The 20,903-nt window shown below is 66.7% G+C and carries 20 protein-coding genes; 12 read left to right on the forward strand and 8 right to left on the reverse strand.

All coding sequences use genetic code 11. The features are described from left to right. The first annotated feature begins 69 nt into the window (after nucleotides 1-69). The 6 genes from AC4BCK_RS15820 to AC4BCK_RS15845 all read left to right on the forward strand — a co-directional run bounded on the left by AC4BCK_RS15820 (nucleotide 70) and on the right by AC4BCK_RS15845 (nucleotide 5,588). Nucleotides 70-783 (forward strand): phosphatase PAP2 family protein, encoded by a 714-nt coding sequence (locus AC4BCK_RS15820; RefSeq protein WP_490566150.1) that lies wholly within the window; start codon nucleotides 70-72, stop codon nucleotides 781-783. A 17-nt stretch (nucleotides 784-800) separates the two neighbouring features. Next, complete coding sequence (locus tag AC4BCK_RS15825) at nucleotides 801-1,505, forward strand: VTT domain-containing protein (protein WP_490566151.1); 705 nt, start codon at nucleotides 801-803, stop codon at nucleotides 1,503-1,505. 5 nt (nucleotides 1,506-1,510) lie between these two features. Beyond that, nucleotides 1,511-2,182, forward strand: a complete 672-nt coding sequence (locus AC4BCK_RS15830) for a response regulator transcription factor (protein WP_490566152.1) — start codon at nucleotides 1,511-1,513, stop codon at nucleotides 2,180-2,182. Next, entirely contained in the window at nucleotides 2,179-3,156 is a 978-nt protein-coding gene (locus AC4BCK_RS15835) for a sensor histidine kinase (protein ID WP_490566153.1), read from the forward strand. The genes AC4BCK_RS15830 and AC4BCK_RS15835 overlap by 4 nt, the downstream gene beginning before the upstream one ends. Nucleotides 3,157-3,345: 189 nt before the next feature. Further along, nucleotides 3,346-4,320 carry a hypothetical protein gene (locus tag AC4BCK_RS15840; protein ID WP_490566154.1) on the forward strand — a complete coding sequence of 325 codons (975 nt, stop codon included), beginning with the start codon at nucleotides 3,346-3,348 and terminating at the stop codon, nucleotides 4,318-4,320. A 167-nt stretch (nucleotides 4,321-4,487) separates the two neighbouring features. Next, a complete protein-coding gene (locus AC4BCK_RS15845) occupies nucleotides 4,488-5,588 on the forward strand; it encodes a hypothetical protein (RefSeq protein WP_490566155.1) in 1,101 nt (366 codons plus the stop codon). A gap of 30 nt (nucleotides 5,589-5,618) precedes the next feature. Here the strand turns inward: AC4BCK_RS15845 and AC4BCK_RS15850 are convergent, their stop codons facing one another. Continuing rightward, nucleotides 5,619-6,008, reverse strand: coding sequence for a response regulator transcription factor (locus AC4BCK_RS15850; protein WP_490566925.1), 390 nt, complete (start codon nucleotides 6,006-6,008; stop codon nucleotides 5,619-5,621). Between the two features lie 201 nt (nucleotides 6,009-6,209). On the opposite strand from AC4BCK_RS15850, the gene AC4BCK_RS15855 reads away from it, so the two are divergent. The 4 genes from AC4BCK_RS15855 (at nucleotide 6,210) to AC4BCK_RS15870 (ending at nucleotide 12,621) form a co-directional block, all read left to right on the forward strand. Then, nucleotides 6,210-6,479 (forward strand): three-helix bundle dimerization domain-containing protein, encoded by a 270-nt coding sequence (locus tag AC4BCK_RS15855; protein ID WP_490566156.1) that lies wholly within the window; start codon nucleotides 6,210-6,212, stop codon nucleotides 6,477-6,479. A gap of 66 nt (nucleotides 6,480-6,545) precedes the next feature. Further along, on the forward strand, nucleotides 6,546-10,499 hold the full coding sequence (locus AC4BCK_RS15860) for a Pls/PosA family non-ribosomal peptide synthetase (RefSeq protein WP_490566157.1): 3,954 nt from the start codon (nucleotides 6,546-6,548) through the stop codon (nucleotides 10,497-10,499). After that, nucleotides 10,496-11,917 (forward strand): M1 family metallopeptidase, encoded by a 1,422-nt coding sequence (locus tag AC4BCK_RS15865; protein ID WP_490566158.1) that lies wholly within the window; start codon nucleotides 10,496-10,498, stop codon nucleotides 11,915-11,917. The genes AC4BCK_RS15860 and AC4BCK_RS15865 overlap by 4 nt, the downstream gene beginning before the upstream one ends. Further along, nucleotides 11,914-12,621, forward strand: a complete 708-nt coding sequence (locus AC4BCK_RS15870) for a 4'-phosphopantetheinyl transferase family protein (protein ID WP_490566159.1) — start codon at nucleotides 11,914-11,916, stop codon at nucleotides 12,619-12,621. Before AC4BCK_RS15865 ends, AC4BCK_RS15870 begins: the two co-directional genes overlap by 4 nt. Here the strand turns inward: AC4BCK_RS15870 and AC4BCK_RS15875 are convergent. After that, nucleotides 12,590-12,901, reverse strand: coding sequence for a hypothetical protein (locus AC4BCK_RS15875; RefSeq protein ID WP_490566160.1), 312 nt, complete (start codon nucleotides 12,899-12,901; stop codon nucleotides 12,590-12,592). The two genes, AC4BCK_RS15870 and AC4BCK_RS15875, sit on opposite strands and share 32 nt — an antisense overlap. Before the next feature lie 361 nt (nucleotides 12,902-13,262). On the opposite strand from AC4BCK_RS15875, the gene AC4BCK_RS15880 reads away from it, so the two are divergent. After that, complete coding sequence (locus tag AC4BCK_RS15880; protein WP_490566161.1) at nucleotides 13,263-13,871, forward strand: flavodoxin family protein; 609 nt, start codon at nucleotides 13,263-13,265, stop codon at nucleotides 13,869-13,871. 81 nt (nucleotides 13,872-13,952) lie between these two features. Here the strand turns inward: AC4BCK_RS15880 and AC4BCK_RS15885 are convergent, their stop codons facing one another. From AC4BCK_RS15885 to AC4BCK_RS15910, 6 genes are all read right to left on the reverse strand, one after another. Continuing rightward, nucleotides 13,953-14,918, reverse strand: coding sequence for a hypothetical protein (locus AC4BCK_RS15885; RefSeq protein WP_490566162.1), 966 nt, complete (start codon nucleotides 14,916-14,918; stop codon nucleotides 13,953-13,955). A gap of 17 nt (nucleotides 14,919-14,935) precedes the next feature. After that, nucleotides 14,936-16,057, reverse strand: coding sequence for a CapA family protein (locus tag AC4BCK_RS15890; protein ID WP_490566163.1), 1,122 nt, complete (start codon nucleotides 16,055-16,057; stop codon nucleotides 14,936-14,938). A gap of 1 nt (nucleotide 16,058) precedes the next feature. Continuing rightward, entirely contained in the window at nucleotides 16,059-17,687 is a 1,629-nt protein-coding gene (locus AC4BCK_RS15895; RefSeq protein WP_490566926.1) for an ABC transporter transmembrane domain-containing protein, read from the reverse strand. Between the two features lie 92 nt (nucleotides 17,688-17,779). Beyond that, the gene (locus AC4BCK_RS15900) at nucleotides 17,780-19,006 is read right to left on the reverse strand and encodes a DUF1611 domain-containing protein (RefSeq protein WP_490566164.1); all 1,227 of its coding nucleotides are present in this window, start codon (nucleotides 19,004-19,006) and stop codon (nucleotides 17,780-17,782) included. A gap of 97 nt (nucleotides 19,007-19,103) precedes the next feature. Beyond that, on the reverse strand, nucleotides 19,104-20,057 hold the full coding sequence (locus AC4BCK_RS15905; protein WP_490566165.1) for an alpha/beta fold hydrolase: 954 nt from the start codon (nucleotides 20,055-20,057) through the stop codon (nucleotides 19,104-19,106). 63 nt (nucleotides 20,058-20,120) lie between these two features. Then, complete coding sequence (locus AC4BCK_RS15910; RefSeq protein ID WP_490566166.1) at nucleotides 20,121-20,486, reverse strand: cupin domain-containing protein; 366 nt, start codon at nucleotides 20,484-20,486, stop codon at nucleotides 20,121-20,123. 189 nt (nucleotides 20,487-20,675) lie between these two features. On the opposite strand from AC4BCK_RS15910, the gene AC4BCK_RS15915 reads away from it, so the two are divergent. After that, a complete protein-coding gene (locus tag AC4BCK_RS15915) occupies nucleotides 20,676-20,828 on the forward strand; it encodes an LPXTG cell wall anchor domain-containing protein (RefSeq protein WP_188727030.1) in 153 nt (50 codons plus the stop codon). Nucleotides 20,829-20,903 lie beyond the last annotated feature (75 nt).

The following is a 20,903-nucleotide window of genomic DNA, read 5'->3' on the forward strand; positions in this document are numbered from 1 at the left end:
GTGGGCTCCTGGTGCGGCAGCGCGGCACTTCTTAAGCCTTTCTTAACGGCCGGGCGGAAGAGTGGAACCATGACCTTGCAACCGCCCGCAGCCCGTTTCACGTTCCGGGCGCTGCCCCAGCCACGCCACTGGCTGCTGGTGGGATCGCTGCTGTGTGCTGCCGTCGTCGTAATAGGCCTGGGTGTGCAGCTGATCCCCGGAGAAACTGCTGCGGAACTCGGCGTGGACCAGCGCCTCAGCCTGCACCATACCGCCCCGCTGACCGCCCTTGCGCTGGGCCTGAACCTGGTGTTTGGCCCGGTGGTTGGGCTGCTGCTGACCGGCGTCATCACCCTCTGCCTGTGGCTGGTGAGCCGCGATCCGGTCAAGGCCGTGGCCTTCCTCCTCACGGCAGGCTCGGGCTGGGTGGCCAGCGAGGTCTTCAAGCTCATCTTCGTGCGGCAGCGGCCCAACCCTGCCCTGCTCTTTGATCCGCTCTCACCGGAGACAGGATCAAACAGCTTTCCCAGCGGCCACACCTGCTTCGCCGTCGCACTGGCCTTCGCCCTGTACCTCCTGGCGCGCGGCACCCGCTGGGCCAGGGCCGCAGCCGTGGCCGGCACCATCATGGCCGTCCTCGTGGCATGGTCCAGGCTCTACGTGGGCGTGCATTACCCCTCCGACGTCGCGGCTTCCTTCTTGGCCGGGAGTGCTGCCGTTGTGCTGCTCGCCGGACTGTGGAACCGCGTTGCTCCGCATCTGGTGCGCCGCCTGCCCGCCCCGGCGCTCCGCCCATCACGCTGACCTTAAGGAACCTGACCGTGCACCCATTCCTGGCACTGTTCCCTACCTTGGCCGCAACGTCCGGCACGCCCTCCCTGCTGGATCCCGCAAGCCTGCTGGAAGGGCTCGGCCCGCCCGCGCTGGGTGTCATCGCCGCCATGGTGTTCGTCGAATCCGGCGTTCTCTTCCCGTTCCTGCCCGGCCACTCGTTACTCTTCACGGCCGGCCTGCTGCACCAGCAGCTGCAGCTCTCCCTGCCGCTGCTGATCGGCGTCATCACCGCAGCTGCAATAGCCGGCGACCAGGCGGGGTTCATGCTGGGGCGCACCTTCGGGCGTCGGTGGTTCAAGGACGACGCCAGGGTGCTGAAGACCGCCCACCTGGCGGCCACCGAGGAGTTCTTCCGCGCTCACGGAGGCGCCGCCGTCGTCCTGGCCCGGTTTGTCCCCGTGGTGCGGACCTTCGCGCCGCTAACCGCCGGGGCCGCGCGCTACGGGTATGCGGCATTCACGCTCTGGAACGTCGCTGGAGCCCTGGCCTGGGCGACGTCGGTGACCCTGCTGGGCACGTGGCTGGGACACTACGAGTTGGTTGCCAACAACATCGACGCGATCGCCGTCGCCATGGTACTCGTCTCAGTCCTGCCCTGGGGGATCGAGCTCCTCAAACGCCGGCGGAGAAACACCCGCGCCGCGGCCGCGGCGGAAGTGGCGGCGGACGCACAGCCGCCTGCGCAACAATAGGCGGCATGACAACCACGGAGCGCCCCTCCCTGCTGCTGGTCGAGGATGATCCGGTCCTGGGCCCGCTGATAGCCGAACTGCTGGAGCCGGACTACGCGGTCCGGCTGGTCACGAACGGCCAGGACGGCCTGCACCTGGGTTTGACGCAGGCGTGGGACGTGATGGTGGTCGACCGCGGCCTCCCTGCCCGGGACGGGCTCAGCGTGATCGCGGCGCTGCGGTCCAAAGGCATCTCCACGCCCATCCTCATCCTCACCGCCCTGGGAGACACGGACGAAAAGGTCCGCGGCCTGGACGCCGGCGCCAACGACTATGTGACCAAGCCGTTCGACGCCGGCGAGCTGGCGGCGAGGCTGCGCGCCTTGACGCGCACCTATACCCCGCCCGCCGGTCCGGTGAGCATCGGCAGCTGGGAGCTTGACCCGGCGTCGCGCTCTGTCCGCTCCCTGTACGGCGAAGTGGTGACGCTCTCCGCCAAGGAGGCCGAACTGCTGGCGGCCCTGGCAGCCGAGCCCGGCAGGGTGTTCACCCGGGACGAACTGCTCGCCGGCCATTTCCACCCCACGGACCAGCCGGGCGTGATTGACACCTATGTCCACCACCTCCGCCGGAAAATCGCCAGGACAGTGATCCGCACCGTCCATGGCGTGGGATACCAGATCGGAGATGGCGCATGACTCCGGACGAGCCAGACCGGGATACGCTCCGCCAGGCGGCGCTCAAGGTAGCGGTGCGGATCAGCGCCGCGTGCGCCCTGCTGGTCCTCTGCCTGCTCGCCGCCGCCACCGCATATCTCATGTACAAGCTGGCCCACCCTTCCATGCCCTCCGAGGGGTCCGGCAAGGCCTACACCTACCTTGATTCCCGGGACCTGATCGAGGGGATGATCGTCGCCGGGCTGGGCGGCGTCATCCTGGCCGGCATCGTGGGGTGGCTCAGCGCACGCAGCGCCATCCGGCCCCTGGGCGAGGCGCTGGCCCTGCAGCGGCGCTTTGTCCAGGATGCCAGCCACGAACTGCGCACACCGCTGACCATCCTGGACACCCGGATCCAGCTCGCCCAGCGCAGGGCATCGCCGGACTCGGCAACCGGGCAGGATCTGGCCAGGATCCGGGAGGACGCAGCTGCCCTGGCCGGCATCGTGGATGAGCTCCTCCTGGCGGCAACCGGGGCAGCCCGCAACACTGCCGCACCGGTGGACGTGGCCGGGGCGGCCGAATCCGTAACCGAGGGGCTGCGGGAACTGGCGGTGCGGCAGGGGGTGGAGCTGGCGTTCTCGGCCAGCGGTGCGCCGCTCGCGCGCATCAACCCAAACTCCCTGCGGCGGGCCATCATCGCCCTGGCGGACAACGCACTTGCCCACACCCGCGCCGGCGGGAGCATCACCATCAGCGCAGGAACCGAGGGCAGTGCGGCGGTTATCCGGGTGGCTGACACGGGGTCCGGAATCACGGGTGTGGATCCGGACAGGATCTTTGACCGCTTTGTCCGGACCTCAGCCCCGGACGAGGCCGTGGCACGGCGAAGCTTCGGCATCGGACTGGCCCTGGTCCGCGAAATTGCTGCGGCAGCCGGGGGCACCGTGGAGGTGGCCCGGACCGGGCCGGAGGGCACCACCATGAGGCTCGCGCTTCCGCTGGCCCGGACTTGACTGCGGCGTGCCCCTTCCGGCGGCGACGGGCTTGTTCGGTTTCGACGCGGAGATTCGTCTGCGCGGCTTAGATACCGGGTGCGCCAGCGAATGTGCGCGTCGAATCCGGAGATGCGCGTCGCCAGAGCTTGTCCACATAGCAGCCCCAGCCCCTACCGCCGGACGGCACACGATTGAGATCTTCGGTCCATGCCTGATCTTCCAGCACTTCTCCTGTCCCGCGACCGCCTTGTGCATGGGCTGACCCCGGATGAGCTCGCTCGACGCGTTAAGGCCGGCACCCTTGTCCGTATCCGGCACGGCGTCTACACGGACGGAGCGGCCTGGCGGAACCTGAAGCCCTGGGCGCAGTACCGCCTCCGCGTCCAGGCGGCAGCCGAAACGTTCGAGAAGCCAACAGTCTTTGCCCGGAGCTCGTCCGCCAGCGTGTGGGGCTTACCGACGATCGGCCAGCACCATCAGGTCCAGGCCCTCACGTTGAAGAACGACGGCGGCCGGTCCCGTGCCGGAGTCACCCGCCACTTTGCAGCGCCCGAGGGTCTGCGGGTGGTCAGGCGCGAGGGCCTGCTGGTCACCGACCGCATCCGGACCGTGCTGGATCTGGCAGCCTTTACCCCCTTTGCCGAGGCAGTTGTGCCGATGGACCACGTGCTCCGGCCGGACCGGGCCCGGCGGCTGCCCGCGGTGACCAAGGCTGACCTGGAAGCCGGAATCGGCTCAAACTATTCCGCGGCGGCCGGGCGCAGGATCCGTGCGGTGATCGAGTTCGCTGATCCGGCGTCGGGCTCGGCCGGGGAATCGTTCAGCCGGGCACTGATCCATGGTGCCGGCTTCGAGGCCCCGGTCCTGCAGCACCCCATATACGACCGGGACGGCCTGGTGGGGTACTCGGACTTCCACTGGAAGCACGCCCCAGTGGTTGGTGAATTCGACGGCGAGGAAAAGTACGTCAAACCCGAACTCCTGAAGGGAATGACGTCATCGCAGGCCGTGGTGGCGGAGAAGAAGCGCGAAAACCGGATCCGGGCCGCAGGCTTTGCCGTGGTGCGGTGGGACTGGGCCGACCTCATGCAGCCAGGCAAGCTGGAACGCATGCTGGCGGCGGCCGGCGTGCCCCGCCGTCGTACGCGTTCTGCCGTTCTCGACGCGCAAATCCGGCCGTGACGCGCACATTCGCTGGCGCATGCCATATCCGGGCGTCGCCATCGAATATGCGCGTCGCTGCTGCCGTCCGGGAATGCCAGCCCGACCACAGGGGCGTCCGTGGGGATGCGCAGTAACGCGGCAGTAACGGGCCAGGGTCTCTGCTTACTGTGGTGGGAGGTGGTGGCGTGGCCAGCAAACATAAACCAGCAGCTAAACCTCCCTGGTACAAGCGCACCTCAACGTTCATCATCGCCGCAGGTGCCCTGGCGGCCGCGATCCTGGGCGTGCTGAACCTCTGGGACAGGATCTTCCCGCCGCCGGACGAAGACGTGGCACGGATCGAGTCGATCCACCTCATCAAGCGCACACCGCTGACCGGCTTTGCCCCGGAAGGGATCGGCGGGCTCCTGCCCCTGACCGCCGTCCCGGAGGCTGCCTCGGCGGGGTGGATTTACGACGACGGCGGGCTGGCCGGGGCGGGTGCCGCCGACGTGCCGCTTCCGGCGGGGCAGGAGGCGGCGGCCACGCCCCAATTCACGGGCCTGGAACAGTTCACCATGCGTCCGCTGCCCACCGTCCGGCCCGTCCCGCGGCCCACCTTCCTGACGTTCACGCCCACGCCGACACCCACTCCAACGCGGACGACGGCGACGCCCAGTCCCACACCCACCGGCACCTCCACAGGGACGGGCAGCCCGTCGCCAACACTGAGCACCACGCCCGCCGGGAATTTGACCTTCTCGCCCGACCTATCAATGCAGCTCCTCCGGGACCTCCCGCCGGTGACCGATGAGTACGTTTTTGAGGTGTCGAGACAACCACAATTGCAGGTCTTCGTTGAGCCCGCCCGCAAATACTTTGCCCGGGCCAAGCCGGTCGAAGCCGTCAACGAAAAGGGCGAAACCGTTCCGCCGGCACAAGTGGCTGAGAGGCTGGCCGCGGCGCTGGAGGAGGTGGAAGCGATCGCTGGCCCGCAGGGCGAGGATCCGCAGGGCTGGACCGTGGCCGTCAGGTTTGACCTCCAGGGACTGGCGGGAGTCCCCTTACTCCTGACGTGGTCCCTGGATGGCCTGGATGTACCGCTCACGTGGCAGGCCGAAAACCTCGCCTACAGGGTGGTGGGAGCCACGCCCCACGACGCCGGGGTCGCCGACATCTGGGTGCCCGACCTCAAACGCCCTGGCAGCTACAACGTCAATATCAAACTGTCGTACGCCGAGACCGGGCTGATTGCCGACTGGCGCCCGCTTGCCCTCCCGGACACGGGACTTACCCAGGGCGGCTGAGCCAGGCAGCTGGTGCGGCGTTACCGATGCTCAAATGCGAGCGCCGGGCTGCACGCGGCATAGTTTCAGGGCCGTTTCCCGTAGCGTGCTGGGCAGAAACGGCTTTGTCACATACGCAGCGGCTCCGGCTGCCAGCCCGGCAAGAACGTCGTCGTCTTCTGCCCTGGCTGTAAGGAACAGCAGAGGTGCCGGGCTTAGCTTCCGCAGTTCGAGGCAAAGGTCCCGTCCATCGATGTCCGGCAAACCCAGGTCCAGGGTGATCAGGGACAGGGTGGCACCGGCCGCAGCGGCTGCGGCTTTACCCTCGGCTCCCGAGCCGACGGCCAGCACCTTGAACCCGGCACGGCCCAACACGGCGGTAATCAGTCCGCGGATATCGGAGTCATCTTCAATGACCAGGCAGATGTGCTGTTCTTCCACCAAGCGCCCCCCGGCTCCTTGTAGTTGTGGCCAGTTTACGGCCGGCCGGCCGGGACAGGAGTCCGAGAGCGGAAACATTTCCTCCCCGGGACGGACTGTACAACAAGTTCAGCCTTCGCGGACCACGACGACCGGCCTGTCCTGTACCCGGGTGAGCTGCATGCTTGACGCCCCCGAAATGCGAAGTCCACAATTTGTCGAATGGACCAGGACCCAGAGGAAACCCTTGTGCTGCGGGTGGTTGACCGACTGGCTGAAAGCTATCCGGAGACCCCCAGGGAATACATCGAGGGCATCGTCGCTGCCGAATACGACAACCTGGTCCACGCCAGCATCCGTAGCTACATACCGATTCTGGTGGAACGCAGCGCCTGGAACCGGCTCCACAGGGAGACTGTCCACCGGCCACCGGCCCATGATCGGGCTCCCGAACCCTGGACGGAGTCCAAGAATGCCGCGGCAACAGAATGAAAGGCTGCCTGCACGGCTGCCCCAACTGTTCACCGTCCGTTCACTCCGGCAGAGTAAATTCGGCCGGTGAATGTTTCTGATCTGACTGAACCGGCCGGGAAGCAGGCAGCATACCTGCCTCAGTTGGCCGGCGCCGGGAAGGCTGCACCGCCGCGCACCCTTGTCCAGGTTTTTGAGGAAACGGCCCGCCAGTTCCCGGACGCTTCAGCGCTCGACGACGGCAGGGCCTCCCTGAGCTATTCAGACCTCCACGCCGCCGCCAAAGAGTATGCCCGGCGCCTGCACCGGAACGGGATCGGAGCCGGCGACAAAGTGGGGGTCCGCATCCCCTCCGGAACCAACGAACTGTATGTAGCCATCCTCGCCACACTTCTGGTGGGTGCAGCCTACGTGCCGGTTGACGCGGATGACCCTGACGAGCGGGCGGCCCTCGTCTTCGAAGAAGCAGGGGTGGCGGCTGTCCTCCGCGCCGGTGGGATCTTCACCGTTCCCGGCAGGGAGGGTCCCTTCCCGGCACCGCGGCAACCCGGGCTGGAGGACGACGCCTGGGTCATTTTCACGTCCGGTTCCACGGGCAAACCCAAGGGCGTGGCCGTCACGCACCGCTCAGCCGCCGCCTTTGTTGACGCCGAAGCCAGGCTGTTCCTTCCGGGCAATCCGGTGAACTCCTCTGACCGCGTCCTGGCGGGACTGTCCGTGGCCTTCGATGCGTCCTGCGAGGAGATGTGGCTGGCCTGGCGGAACGGTGCTTGCCTGGTTCCGGCCCCGCGGTCCCTGGTGCGGACCGGGATGGATCTGGGCCCGTGGCTGATCACCAACGGAATCACCGTGGTGTCCACGGTTCCCACCCTTGCAGGTTTGTGGCCTGCCGAGTCCCTGGACGCGGTCAGGCTCCTGATCTTCGGCGGTGAGGCCTGCCCGCCCGAGCTGGCGGCGCGGCTGGCAGTGGACGAACGCGAGGTCTGGAACACCTACGGGCCCACCGAGGCAACCGTGGTGGCCTGCGCGGCGCGGATGGACGGGACCGGCCCGGTGCGCATCGGGCTGCCGCTGGACGGGTGGGACCTCGCCGTCGTCGATGCCGCCGGCGTTCCCGTGGCCGAGGGCCAGACCGGGGAACTGATCATCGGCGGGGTTGGCCTTGCCCGCTACCTGGACCCGGCCAAGGACGCGGAAAAGTATGCGCCCATGGAAACGCTGGGGTGGGACCGCGCCTACCGCAGCGGGGACCTGGTGCGGTACGAGGCTGAAGGCCTGGTGTTTGTGGGCCGGGCCGATGAGCAGGTGAAACTCGGCGGGCGCCGGATCGAACTGGGCGAAATCGACGCCGCCCTGCAGTCCCTCCCCGGCATCCAGGGCGCGGCTGCCGCGGTGCAGGACACCGCCGCCGGAAACCAGGTCCTCGTGGGATACCTGGCGCCGGCGCCGGGCACGTCCCCCGACCTTGGCCAGTTACGGGACCTGCTGGCCGCCCAACTGCCCGCCGCCCTCATTCCGCTGCTGGCCGTCGTCGACAGCCTCCCGGTCAAGACCAGCGGCAAGGTGGACCGCCATGCTCTGCCGTGGCCGCTGGCGCAGGCGTCCGCAGGGGACGGCGTGGCGCCGGACCTGGACGGGCCGTCCGCCTGGATCGCTGAGCAGTGGGCGTCCGTCCTGGGGACTTCACCGGACAGCCTGGACGCCGATTTCTTCGCCTACGGGGGCAGCAGCCTGGCCGCCGCCCGGCTGGTTTCCGCCCTGCGCGTGCGCTACCCCACCATCACGGTGGCCGACGTGTACGCCCGCCCGCGGATTGGCGCACTGATTGACCTTGCCCGGCTTTCATCGCCCGACGGCGGCATGGCGGCTTCCGAGCGGATGGAACGTTCAGTGCGGCCCACCGCCCGGAAATCGCAGGTCTTCCAGATCGTAGCCGGGCTGCCGCTGCACGTGCTGGTGGCCATGCGCTGGCTGACCTACCTGATGGCCATCAACAACGTCCTGGCCGCGTGGGGTGTCCTGAGCGGGGCCCCGACAGTTTCCTGGTGGTGGGTGCTGGCGTCCTGGCTGGTGTTCGTGAATCCGCTGGGCCGGATGGCCATTTCCGTTGCCGCGGCCCGCCTGCTTCTGCGCGGTGTGGTTCCCGGCAGCTACCCGCGCTCCGGAAAAGTGCACCTGAGGCTGTGGCTGGCGGAACAGATCGCTGACCTGTCCGGGGCTGTGAGCCTGGCCGGCGCTCCCTGGGTCCCGTACTACGCCCGGGCGCTGGGGGCCAAAGTGGGCAAGGATGTTGACCTCCATTCCGTCCCTCCCGTGACCGGCATGCTGAGCCTGGGGACGGGCTGCTCGATCGAACCCGAGGTGGATCTTTCGGGCTGGTGGATCGACGGCGACCTGGTTCACATCGGACACGTCCGGGTGGGTCCGGGCGCGACTGTCGGTGCGAGGAGCACCCTGATGCCGGGCGCACGGATCGGCGCGGGGGCGGAAGTTGCCCCGGGCTCGGCCGTCCTGGGCAAGCTCAAGGCGAACCAGCGTTTCGCGGGCTCCCCGGCCCAGCGCCTCGGCAAGGCCCAGCAGGACTGGCCGGCCAGGCCGCCGTCGGGCCTGAAATCGGTGCTCGCGTTCGGCGCCTATGCGCTGGCCGCGGCAGTGCTGGCGCTCATCCCCTTCGCCTCCGCCGCCCTGGGCGCCCTGCCGGTGATCGCCGCCGTCCAGGGCCGGAACACCCTGTTCTCGTCCTGGCCGCAGCTGCTGTGGGCCGTGCCCGCTGCCGCCGTGCTCTGGTTCCTCTCCAACATGGTCCTGACGGCCGCCGTCGTCCGCCTGCTGGGCCTGGGACTCCGCGAAGGCCACTACCGCGTCCGCAGCTTCACCGGCTGGCGCGTGTGGGCCACCGAACGTGTGCTGGACATGGCCAGGGACCTGCTGTTCCCCCTCTACGCAAGCCTGTTCACCCCGGTCTGGCTGCGGCTTTTGGGGGCAAAAGTTGGCCGCAACGTGGAGGCGTCAACTGTCCTCCTGCTGCCGTCCATGACAACGGTGGGCGACGGCGCCTTCCTGGCCGATGACACCATGATTGCCTCCTATGAACTCGGCGGCGGGTGGATGAGGATCGCACCGGCCAAGATCGGCAAACGGGCGTTCCTGGGGAACTCGGGCATGACCGGGGCAGGCCGCAGCGTGCCCAAGAACTCGCTTGTGGCTGTGCTGTCGGCGACGCCCGCGAAAGCGAAATCGGGGACGTCCTGGCTGGGCAGCCCGCCGGTGCGCCTCCGCCGCGCACGGATGGAGGTTGACCAAAGCCTCACTTACGCGCCGCCGCTGAGGCTGAAGATCTACCGCACCTGCTGGGAACTGTGCCGGGCGGTTCCCGTCATCCTCACCGCAGCCATCGCCGTCGCCATCCTCGCAGTCCTGGACTGGATAGCCGGAACCGCCGGATATGCCGCCGCCGCCGTGCTCGGGGCACCGGTGGTGCTCGCAGCGGGCGCGGTGGCCGCGGCAAGCTCGGTGGTGGCCAAGTGGCTGCTGGTGGGGAAGATCGAAGCACGGGAGCACCCCCTGTGGAGCTCCTTTATCTGGCGCAACGAGGTGGTGGATACCTTCATCGAGATGGTCACGGCGCCGTGGTTCGCGCGCGCTGCTGCGGGCACCCCTGCCCTTGTCTGGTGGCTTCGCGGCCTGGGTGCCAAGATCGGGTCCGGCGCCTGGTGCGAAAGCTACTGGCTGCCGGAAGCGGACCTGGTCACGCTGGGTGAGAACTCCACCGTGAACCGCGGCTGCGTGATCCAGACCCACCTTTTCCACGACCGGGTGATGAGCATCGACACCGTTACGCTTGAGGCCGGGGCAACCATGGGCCCGCACGGAGTGATCCTGCCTGCAGCACGGATTGGTGCCGGCGGTACAGTCGGTCCCGCATCCCTGGTGATGCGCGGCGAGACCGTTCCGGCGGCCAGCTACTGGATCGGCAACCCGGTCAGCCCGTGGGCATCCCCGGCCGCCGCCGTTCCCGCCCGAGAGGCCCAGCTACAGTGACCGCACACCAGGAGCACGTCCCGGGCGCAGCCGGCGCACCGCGGGCCGCCGCGCCCTGCAGTCCGCTGCCCGATCCCTACACGCCGGGGCACGGGTCTGCCGACTACAGGGTCTCCCGCTACGAGCTCTACCTCGACTACCGGGTCTCCACCAACCGGCTGTCCGGCCATGCCGCCATCACGGCACACGCCCACGGTGAGCTGGCCACCATAACGCTGAACCTTGCCGGGCTGCGGGTGCTGAAAATCCAGCTGGACGGGCAGCGGGTCCAGAGATTCAGCCAGCGCGGGCACCAGCTCTTCATCGTTCCGGTGCGCCCCGTGGCTGCCAGCAGCGACTTCAGCCTCGACATCCGCTACGAAGGCTCCCCCGGTCCGCTGCGCGGCAACTGGGGCGAAGTGGGCTGGGAGGAACTCACCGACGGGGTGCTGGTTGCCGGGCAGCCCACCGGCGCGCCGTCATGGTTTCCCTGCAACGACCATCCCAGCCAGAAAGCCAGCTTCGGCTACACCATCACCACGGAGGCCAACTACAGGGTGGTCTGCAACGGTGTGCTGGTCTCGCGCCACGCCAAGGCCAGCCGTGAAACCTGGGTCTTTGAACAGGCTGAGCCCATGGCCACCTACCTGGCCACAGTGCAGATCGGCCGCTACAGCCTCCAATCCCTGGCCGTCCAGCCCCACCATCCGGCCCACCGCGCCGGCATCCAGGACGACGGCGGCACGCGTCCGGTCCCGCAGTTCGTTGCGGCACCTCCGGCCCTCATGGCCGCTGCCGCTGCCGCCCTCGGCCGGCAGGGCCAGATGATGGAGGCGTTCGAAACCTGCTTCGGCCCGTACCCTTTCGCGAGTTACACCGTGGTGGTGGCCGACGACGAGCTTGAGATCCCCCTGGAAGCGCAGTCCCTCTCCGTTTTCGGGCCGAACCACCTCAACCAGCACTGGGAGGACCAGCGGCTCATTGCCCACGAACTGGCCCATCAATGGTTCGGAAACTCCCTGACCGCCACCTCTTGGGCTGACATCTGGCTGCACGAGGGCTTCGCCTGCTATGCCGAGTGGATCTGGTCCGAGGCCTCCGGAAACGCCACGGCGCAGCAGAGGGCGCGGGTCGCCTGGCAGCTGGTTGCCACCCGGCCCCAGGACCTGCTGGTGGGCGACCCGTCACCGGAGCTGATGTTCGATGACCGGGTCTACAAACGCGGCGCCCTTGCCCTGCATGCCGTGCGGCGTGCCACCGGCGATGTGCTGTTCTTCGAGCTCCTGAGAACATGGACGCACCGGTACCGTTTTGGCGGCGTCACAACAGCTGATTTCGTGGAAACCGCCAACCAGGCCTGCATCGAACTGCCCGGATTCGACGCGCGCGCTGTGCTGGACCCTTGGCTCTACCAGTCGGCACTGCCGCCGTTCCCGTGACGCCCGCAGTTCAGGGCCTCCCGGTGGCGGCCGTGCGGCTGTCCGACGTCGACCTGGGCCTGGCGCACATCCTGGGCGAAGCGGAGCTGGCCAGGGCTTCGACGTTCCGCTCCCCCGCCCTGCGGGACACCTTTACAGCCGGCAGGATAGCGCTGCGCCTACACATCAGCGCCCTGACCGGAGACAGCCCCGGGTCGCTCACCGCGGACTATTTCTGTCCCGCCTGCAGTAACCGCGCCGGCCACGGGGTCCCCCGGTACCAGGTCCCTTCCCTCCCCGGCCGCCTTCGCGCCAGCCTCAGCAGGGCCGGCGGCTGGTGCCTGCTGGCCGCCAGCCTCGATGAAAGCCTGGCCGGTATCGGAGTGGACATCGAGGACGGGTCCGCCGCGGACTTTGACGGGTTCCCGTCCCTTGCCATGACCGCGAACGAGCGCAGCCAGCTGGACCACGTCCCGGCCGCGCTGCGGGCCGGATTCCAGACCCGGCTGTGGGTCCGCAAGGAAGCCGTCCTCAAGGCCCTCGGTACGGGCCTGGCGGAGGCCCCCTCCCTGGTTGATGTGCCCGGGTCGGCTCCTTCCGGACCTGGCGTGCTTCCCGGGGAGGCACTGTGGAATCTCGAAGACATCAGTCCTGTCAGCCTGGGCCTGCCGGAAGACTTCGCCGCCGCCGCCGCTACCTACGCGGTGACGCGTCACGCCAGTTGAATGATGGCGTGCCGCCGGCCGGCTGGCGGCCGTTCGGAAGGAAGCGCCTGATCTTCCGCCGGACGGCCGGACCGGGAAGGCGCACAATTTCGAGTTCTGACAGGTCGAGCACACACCTGGAACCGGTCACCGTGTCCAGGATCCACAGCAGCCCGCATTCCGGGATCGCGTCCACAACCGGCCCGCGATGGACCAGGCCAGCCCTGGAATACGCTTCCACAGCATCTCCTGGAACCAGGTCATGGCAGGAGCCGACAACCACGCCGTCGCCGTTGTCCATGGCCCGTTCCTTCCTTTGTGCCTTGCCTTGTCTTTCCAGACTGGGCCTCCAAGGTTGACTCCGGGTGTCCGCCGGGTGATCTTTTGGCGCGATTAACGCAGTGCGGCCCGGCCGGCCGCCCATCGCGCAAGGCAACAGCACCCGGCGCGCAGGCACCCACGGCGAGCGCCGCCGTCGTGCGTTCCTTCCCACTTGCTTCTTCCGCGGGATGGCGGCGCGCCGCGGACGACGGCGTGTCGCGCCCCGGGCGCGCAGGCGCTGGAGGCAGCTGGGCAGGAAGGCACGCTGCCGGGCAGTCCAGCCGGCCGCCGGCCCCGAACCACCGGTGGCACCCCTCCGCAGACACAGCAAAGGACGACCAATGGCTGACCTCACCGCACTTGCCCTGATTTGCTCCCTGACCCCCTCCCCGGCGCCGTCCAGCAGCGAGCTGATGGCCCGCCACGTGCTGGACGAGCTGGCTACCCACGGCGTGAGCGGGACGTCGCTGCGCGTGGTGGACCACAACGTGATGCCCGGCGTCCAGGTGGACATGGGCGACGGCGACGCCTGGCCGGGCATCCGGGACAAGATCCTCGCGGCCGACATCCTGGTGATCGCCACCCCCATCTGGATGGGCCACCCCAGCAGCATCACGCAGCGGGTCATGGAACGGCTCGATGCCGACCTCGCAGAGACGGACAACGAGGGCCGGCCCATCATGTACGGGAAGGTGGCGGTGGTGGCCGTGGTGGGCAACGAGGACGGCGCCCACAAGACCGTGGCGGACACGCAGCAGGGCCTGAACGACGTCGGCTTCACCCTCCCTGCCCAGGGCGCCACGTACTGGGTGGGCGAAGCCATGCAGACCGTTGACTACAAGGACCTGAAGGCGGTGCCCGAGAAAGTGGCGGCCACCACCGCCGGCGCCGCACGCAACGCCGCGCACCTCGCCCGTTTCCTCCGCACGTCGCAGTACCCCACGGGGTAAGGGGACGACGGCGGGCTGGCGGGGGTGGGTGCGCAGCCCGCCTTGGCTCGCCGCAGGGGACCGGACAGCCTGTCGCGCGGATCAGCGGGAAGACAAAAGGAACGGTGCTGCCGCCTCAGCCATTTTGTCGTGTTCGTGGGCCGCACCCGGTACGACCACCAGGCCCCAGTTGAAGTCATCGCTTTCCTGGGCAGCGTCCCGTGATGCCTGGTAAAAGTTCAGCCCCCGGCTAAGCCTGTTATCTCCTTGGACATCTGTCTTCCGGTCACGTTGGAGGAGCGTGTCCTTCGGATCGACGTCATCGGCTCCCAGCATGATGACCAGGCGCCGAGAGAAGGCCTTCCGCAGCTCGTTTGACGAAAGCGGCGAGTTTTTCAGCCCATAAGGAAAATCGACATCCTGGTCCGGCATGGTGTACCAGCCGGCGTTGGCTGCCACGGCCACCCGGACATGATTTTCCTGCGTGAACTCCATGAAGCGGTGGACGAACTGGCCGCCTGCGGAATGCCCAAAGAGCGCGTAATCCTTTTCCCCGCTGTTTGTGTCCTCGACCACCGCCCTGAAGAGGGCTTCCACCATGGTGAAGGTCCACGCTTGACGCGGGTTGATGTTGCCTTTGGCGTCCAGAACATTGCCCTGGTTGTAGGAGGACGCCCCAGGGTAGTCGTCCTTTGGAAACTCAAGAACCAGCAGCAAGGTGTTGCTGCGTTGCACTATCGGCAGCCAGTCCGCCCGGTATGATTCGCCGTCCCGGTGCGCTCCGGTCATGACCATGAGGATCTGGGCAGTGGACGGGTCATCCGGGGCCTGGTACCAGACCCGGATGGGCTGGTTAGCGAGCGGGCCCTCTCCTGGGAAGAAAAAATCTCCTGTTGTGCCCTTATGGATCATTCCTGTTGTGGTGGCGGTATCGCGCATGGGGTCCCCCTGGTCGGATTCCGGTGTGTGCTTTCCTGTTTCCCACGGGGTGTAGGTGCAGGAAACGAGTGTTGCCATCAGCGCCAGGATGAACGCCAGCAGCAGCACATGGATCCCTGTGGCGCCCATCGGGGCAGGCCGGCCTGTCATCGCGGTGGTTCAAGGCACCGGCAAGGCATCCTGGCCACATCGCCCTGGACTTGCAGTGCCGGGTTAATGCCGGACATCACCCCCAGCATCTGGGGTCCCGTGCAGGGCTGTGTAAGAAACCCCGTGATTTCGTTGTCGGTAACAATGCATTTGACCGCGAGTTGTGCCGGCGCATCCCGGTTCAACTCGAGGCTGACCGTAAGTCCGATCCCTTGTTTACCGAACGAGTCGTAGCGGCCGGGAGTGCCGAACACAAAATTGCCCAGTCCATAGGCCACGGGAACATCCCCGACGAACTCGATCTTCTCCGCGATGTGGGATCCTGCCCCGATGATGACGTCATATCCTGCATCAACCAGCATCTGCGCCCAATACCGCTGCTGGGGCAAGGTGTCCGTGTAGTTGTCGCCCCAGTGGACATAGCCGATCACCCAGTCGGCGCCGGCGGCACGGGCGAGATCGTACCCGCGCTGCACTGTTTCGGGGCTGAAGACAATGGTTCCGGGGTTGGACTCTTCGGCCCGCATCGCCTTGCCGAAGTTTTCGCCCAACGACACCACGCCAATGGTCCCCAGGTCGGTGCGGAGCATGAGCGGCCGTTCAGCCTCCGCCACGTTGTCGCCGGCGCCAAAACTGGCCATGCCTGCGTTGCGGGCATACCTCATCGTGTCCTGGAGGCCGGTAAGGCCCATGTCCATGGAGTGGTTGTTGCCAACACTGATTGCGTTAATGCCGGCTTTGGACAGCGCCCAGGCCGCGTGCGGATCGGAACGGTATGAGAAGGATTTTCCCTGGAACAGCGGCTGGTCGTGGGTGGTCATGGGCGCTTCTGCGTTGGCTATGACGAAATCCCCATCAATCAGGGGCGCCACGGCTGCCAGCGCGGCGTCATACCCTGCAAGCGGGTCAGCCACGAACGTTTCCCCGTTTCCGAGCATGGTGTCCCCCAGGAACTGGACGCTCCACCGGCCGTCGGTACTGTTGCCGGCCCACGCATTGATGGTCTGGACTTCGGGCGGCGGCTTCGCCCCGTAATTGGCTGCGATGGCACCCGTACCGGCCAGGGAGACTGCGAGCGCCGCAGCAGCCAGCAACCTGTCACGCGTTTTCGGTTTCATCTCACGTCGTTTCTGATGGCAGCGGCGGCAGATTGGAGTCCAGCCACACCCGGTCCCTGTACTCTTCACCGGTAATGACTTCGGAAATGGTCCCCTTGGACAGCACCACAACCTTGTCTGCCAGGGCAATTTCCTGGGGGTCCTGCGTAGCGAGCAGCACGGTGCCGTCATATCTTTTCAGCAATGACGCGAACGTCTCTTTGGTCTCAGCGTCCAGCCCGAGCGTCGGCTCGTCCAGGAGCAGGATGGGAGGATTGCCCATCAACGCCCTGGCAAGTGAAATCCGTTGCCGCTGGCTCCTGGACAGATTGAGTCCGCCCTCAGCCACCCATGTTTGCGGTCCGTAGGGAAGGTCTTCCATCAATTCGTCCAGTCCCGTGGTGGCGAGTACACGCTCCACCTCCTCAGCAGACGCTCGGGGGGAGGCATACGTGAGGTTACGCCACAACGATCCCCGCATCAGTGGCAGTTCAGGGCCCGCAGCCCCGATCCACTGCGCTGCAGACCGGATACTGGTGTTGGAGAGCACCTGGCGGTCGATGATGATGCACCCCTGGTCAGGGTCGATGCTCCTGGAAACCAGTCCCAACAGGCTCGATTTACCGCTTCCTCCGCTCCCCGTCACGGCGACCATTTCACCCGCTTCGATGCGCAGGTCAACCTCGTGGAGCGATCCGTTGACGGTCACGGAGCAGAATTCGATAGCGCCGTGGCGGACCTTCAGGGGACCGTGGGCCTCGCCGTCCAGGTCCCTGCTGGAACTGCGCAAATACTCCTTGATCTTCCCCACGGAAACCTGTGCGCGGTGCCAGTAGTCATGGGCCAGCCCCAGGGTACGCACCGGGGCTGAGAGTTGCCGGGTGACAACCACAAATCCGATGACTGTCCCGATGCTCGCCGTACCTTGGCGTACCTCGAACAAGCCCGCTGTAAGAACGGCGCCCACCGCCAGAAGCGAAAAGGCAGTGGCGACGCCGCGGAGATAGCCCCGAAGGCGTGCAACCCGTATGAGCGCCCGGGTGAGTTCATCGTTTTGATGTGAGAGACGGGAATACTCCCCGGCCGATCGGCCAAACACATGAACAACCCGTTGGGCGTTCAACTGCTCGTCCAGGTTGCTCATCACCAGCGAGCGGCGGCGACGCATCACCCGTGTCGCCTGGCGCATCCGCTGCCCCGCGACAAAGGAGGCCGCGGCTCCTGCTGCCACCGCAGCCACAATGGCCAGTGTCATCCACACGCTGAAGAAGAACAGGACCGTCAGTGTGCCCGCCAGCACCAAGGCGGCGATCATTCCGCCCAGTACTCCACGGCTGATCCACATCCTTGTCATCGAGAGATCACCGAGGAACCGCAGGAGCAGTCCTCCGCGGGCCCTGCCCTGGAACTGCCGGGGCGTCATGCCCTGAAGGTGCTGGTACATCTGCATCCTCAGGTCCCGCACCACGTTGTATCCGGCAGTTTCCGCGACATTGAAGCCAAGGGCCCTCAGCCAGCCATGGATCACCGCCACACCGCCCAGGAGGCCCACCTGGATGAGGGCCCAGCGCCACTGCAGCTCCGCAGCGGCCCCAACGGTCACCGGCGCCAGGTGATCGACGACGCCCCGAAGAAGGAGAATGTAGGACACCAAGGTCAACACCTGGGCCAACCCGATGGAAACGACTTTTGCGAAGACTGAGGCAGGGAGCTTGTACAGTCTCTGCCTGGTGGCCACCGGGGTCACCACGCGTCCGGGCTGCCGGATGGCGTCGCCGGCCGGGGGAGCCCGAAGAAGCCGCGCCTCGGTTCGGGCCTTTCCAGTGACGCGGTGAAGGGACCAATCAGGACTTCGTTGCCCACAGGCACATCCTCAATGGACCCGATGTTGCTGATGGCCGCTGCGGCCAGAACGTCCGGTATTTGCAGCAGGTGCCCGGCCACTGCGGGGTCTGTGAGCTCTTCCCGGGTGAGCACAGGCAATCCTGTTACAGCTGAGGCTTCCCGGACCGCCAGGGGAGACCGGGTCAGCAACCCCGTCACTCCCAGCACCTCGTGTCCCAGCTTCTGCAGGTGGGACACCCCAGCAACAGCACCCATCGAGTCCGGAGCCGCGAAAATCACAGCATCGACCATTGACCTGAAGACTGACGATTCGAGCAACCGGGACGTCTCGTCCTGATAAATTCCGTCCGCAACCTCAACGAGGTTGAGGGCCGCACCGGAGAACGTCAAATGATCCACCAGTTCGCCGAATTTGGCTTCGACGACATCCATCGGTTGACGGTAGGTGGACGCAAGCCCCACATCGGTGAAGTCAAGCATCAGATGGGCGCCGGCATCCAGCATGCACCAGTAGTCGTTGCCGGAACCGGTACCGGTGACTTTGGTAGCTCCCACCGGAACCCCTGCCTTGCTCAGGCCGTTGACCAGGCAGTGGACGGTTGTGGTCTTGCCCGAATTCATGGCTGTTCCGATCACCGCAACGGTTCTTGGGCGGTCAGTCTCCGGTTGAACCGGTTTCAGGGCAAAGTCGAGGATGTTCAGGGGCCGGCCCTTGGCATCTCCCAGGAGTCCCAGGGGCTCTATTTCGGTGGCCCTCCTGACAGCCATACTTCGGCTGAGCACCTCGGACGCGATGCCGCCTGAGGCCACCAGTTGGACGTGGCCGAGGGTCGCCGGCACCCTTGACTCGAACTGGTCAGTGGCATACCTGTCGCCGTAGGTGACGATGATTTCGTCGCCCTCGTGCAGCACAGCCCGGCGTCCGTTGGGTTGCTCAATATGGCGGTGATGGCCCAACTGCAGAATTCGGGCGAGTACCAGGTCGCCGGAACGGGGGCGGACTGCTCCGGAAACCAGGGAAGCTATCGTTTCGGGCTCTACCCGACGTGTAGTGAAGGCGGACTTGGCTCCCGCCACCCGCTCACCATCCAACGGCTTGACCCAGACTCTTCTGTTTGCGCTCATGGGTCGCACCGTACGTGCCGTAAATTTTGTGGACCAGAGCGGGCGGTACCTGAAGATTTCTGGGGCACTACTTGGAGGTACGCGGCTCGCCTGCCTCTCAGCCGTTCAAGAACCTTCGGATTTCCTCAGCCATTCGCCGGGACTGGCTCCAGTGCAGGTAGTGGTGGCCCTGCAGTGGCACAATCTCGTGGCGGCCCACGTTCGCCAGCAGGTTCTCCGCAGATGAAAGCTTGGTGGCTGTTGAGCCGTCGCCTTCATCGGCTATGAAGGCGAGGACCGGCAGATCGCCGGGGTAGGTCACGCCCCTTAAGGCAGCGGCGTTGTTGGCGATCCGTGCCGTTTCGTCCGTGACGGCCGGGTTGCCGAAGTTCCAGCTCATCATCAGGCGCATGCGGCGCAGCTCATCATCGGTGTACGCGTCGCTGTCCGGGTCGAGCAAGCCGGGGGCCACAAAGGTCACGGCGCGCACGATCCCGGTGGCGGCCAGGGCCCGTTCCACGCTGAAGCCCGGCTCCGGTTCCGGAACCTTCCCATCCCCGGGTTTCGGGATGGTTGCGTCGAGGCCCACCACCGCGGACACTTCCGAGCGGTACCGGTTGGCGTAGTCCAGCATGTAGAAGCCGGCGATGGAGTGCCCCGCCAGGACATACGGCTGCCTGACCTGCAGCCTGGCCAGGACGTCGTGCAGTTCGGTACTGATGTTTTCGTTGCTCCGCGGAGGCCCGTCCATGTCGCTGTAGCCGTATCCCAGGCCCTCGACCACCAGGACGTCAAAGCCGCCCAACTCGCGGATCAGCGGGGCAAAGTCAAGGCCCGGAGCCGGGGTGCCCAGGCCGCTGAGGAGGACGATCGGCTGCCCCTCTCCCCCGCTCCGGTACACGTTCAGGACGCCGCCGCCCACCGGGACACGTTCGCCGTAGGCAGGGATGCCCGACTTCTCCGCCCCCTCCATGGCCGCGTTGACCGCCGTCGACACCAGCAGCAGCCCAACAATTACCAGCGAGGCGATGCCGAGCCTGCGCAACCAGCGCCGGGGCTTCTTCCGGGGCACGGAAACGGAAATGTCCCGCGCCCCGGAAGCCCTTCTACCAGGGATGCGCACAGCCGCCCGGCATCAGGCAGGCTTGGCGAACGTGGCTGCGCTCATGACCTCGTAGCCAACGAACGCCTCATCGCCCTCTACCCAGGCGTCATGGCCGGCCGGGATGGTGTACGCGTGGCCGGCGCTGACCGTGGCCTGCGACCCGTCTTCCATCTGCACGGTCAGTGTTCCGGCGGCGCAGATCCCCACATGGTTCACCTGGCATGTATCCGTATGGACCACGGTCTTGACGGTCTCGGACCACCGCCAGCCCGGCTCGAACGTGAACCTGCCAAGCGTTGTGGCACCGAGGGTCACCACATCCACCTGGGTCTTGGGCGGGCGGCGCTTTTCATCGGGCTGATCGAATGATTTGGCTTCCAGGGCGTTTACGGTCATTTCCTTCTCCTGACAGGAAAGGGTGTGGGAACTGTGCATCCGGAGCGCCCAGACATCCCCGGGTTTCGGTTGGCGGGCCCGCGGTGGGCCGCGGCCGCCAGCCACTGGCACCCAGCGCTATCAGCGTGCGCCCGCGGGTGTGCCGTGTCAATATGTCCTGCCGCCGGCCATCAGGGCTAGGCTTCCGGGATGGGACTCATCATCACACTGCTTATTATTTGGCTCGTTCTGTCCATCCTGGGCTTCGTTATCGAGGGTCTGCTGTGGCTGGCCCTAATCGGCCTGGTGCTGTTCGCGGCCACCGCCGTCTGGGGCTGGTTGAAGCGCAGAACCCGGGCCTGACCCGCTCCGGCGCTGCCCACCCGGGGTGAGGCGCCGCCGTCGTGCGTTCCCGCCCGGTTGCTCCGCGGGGCACCC

The sequence above is a fragment of the Pseudarthrobacter sp. As-47 genome (assembly GCF_058215595.1).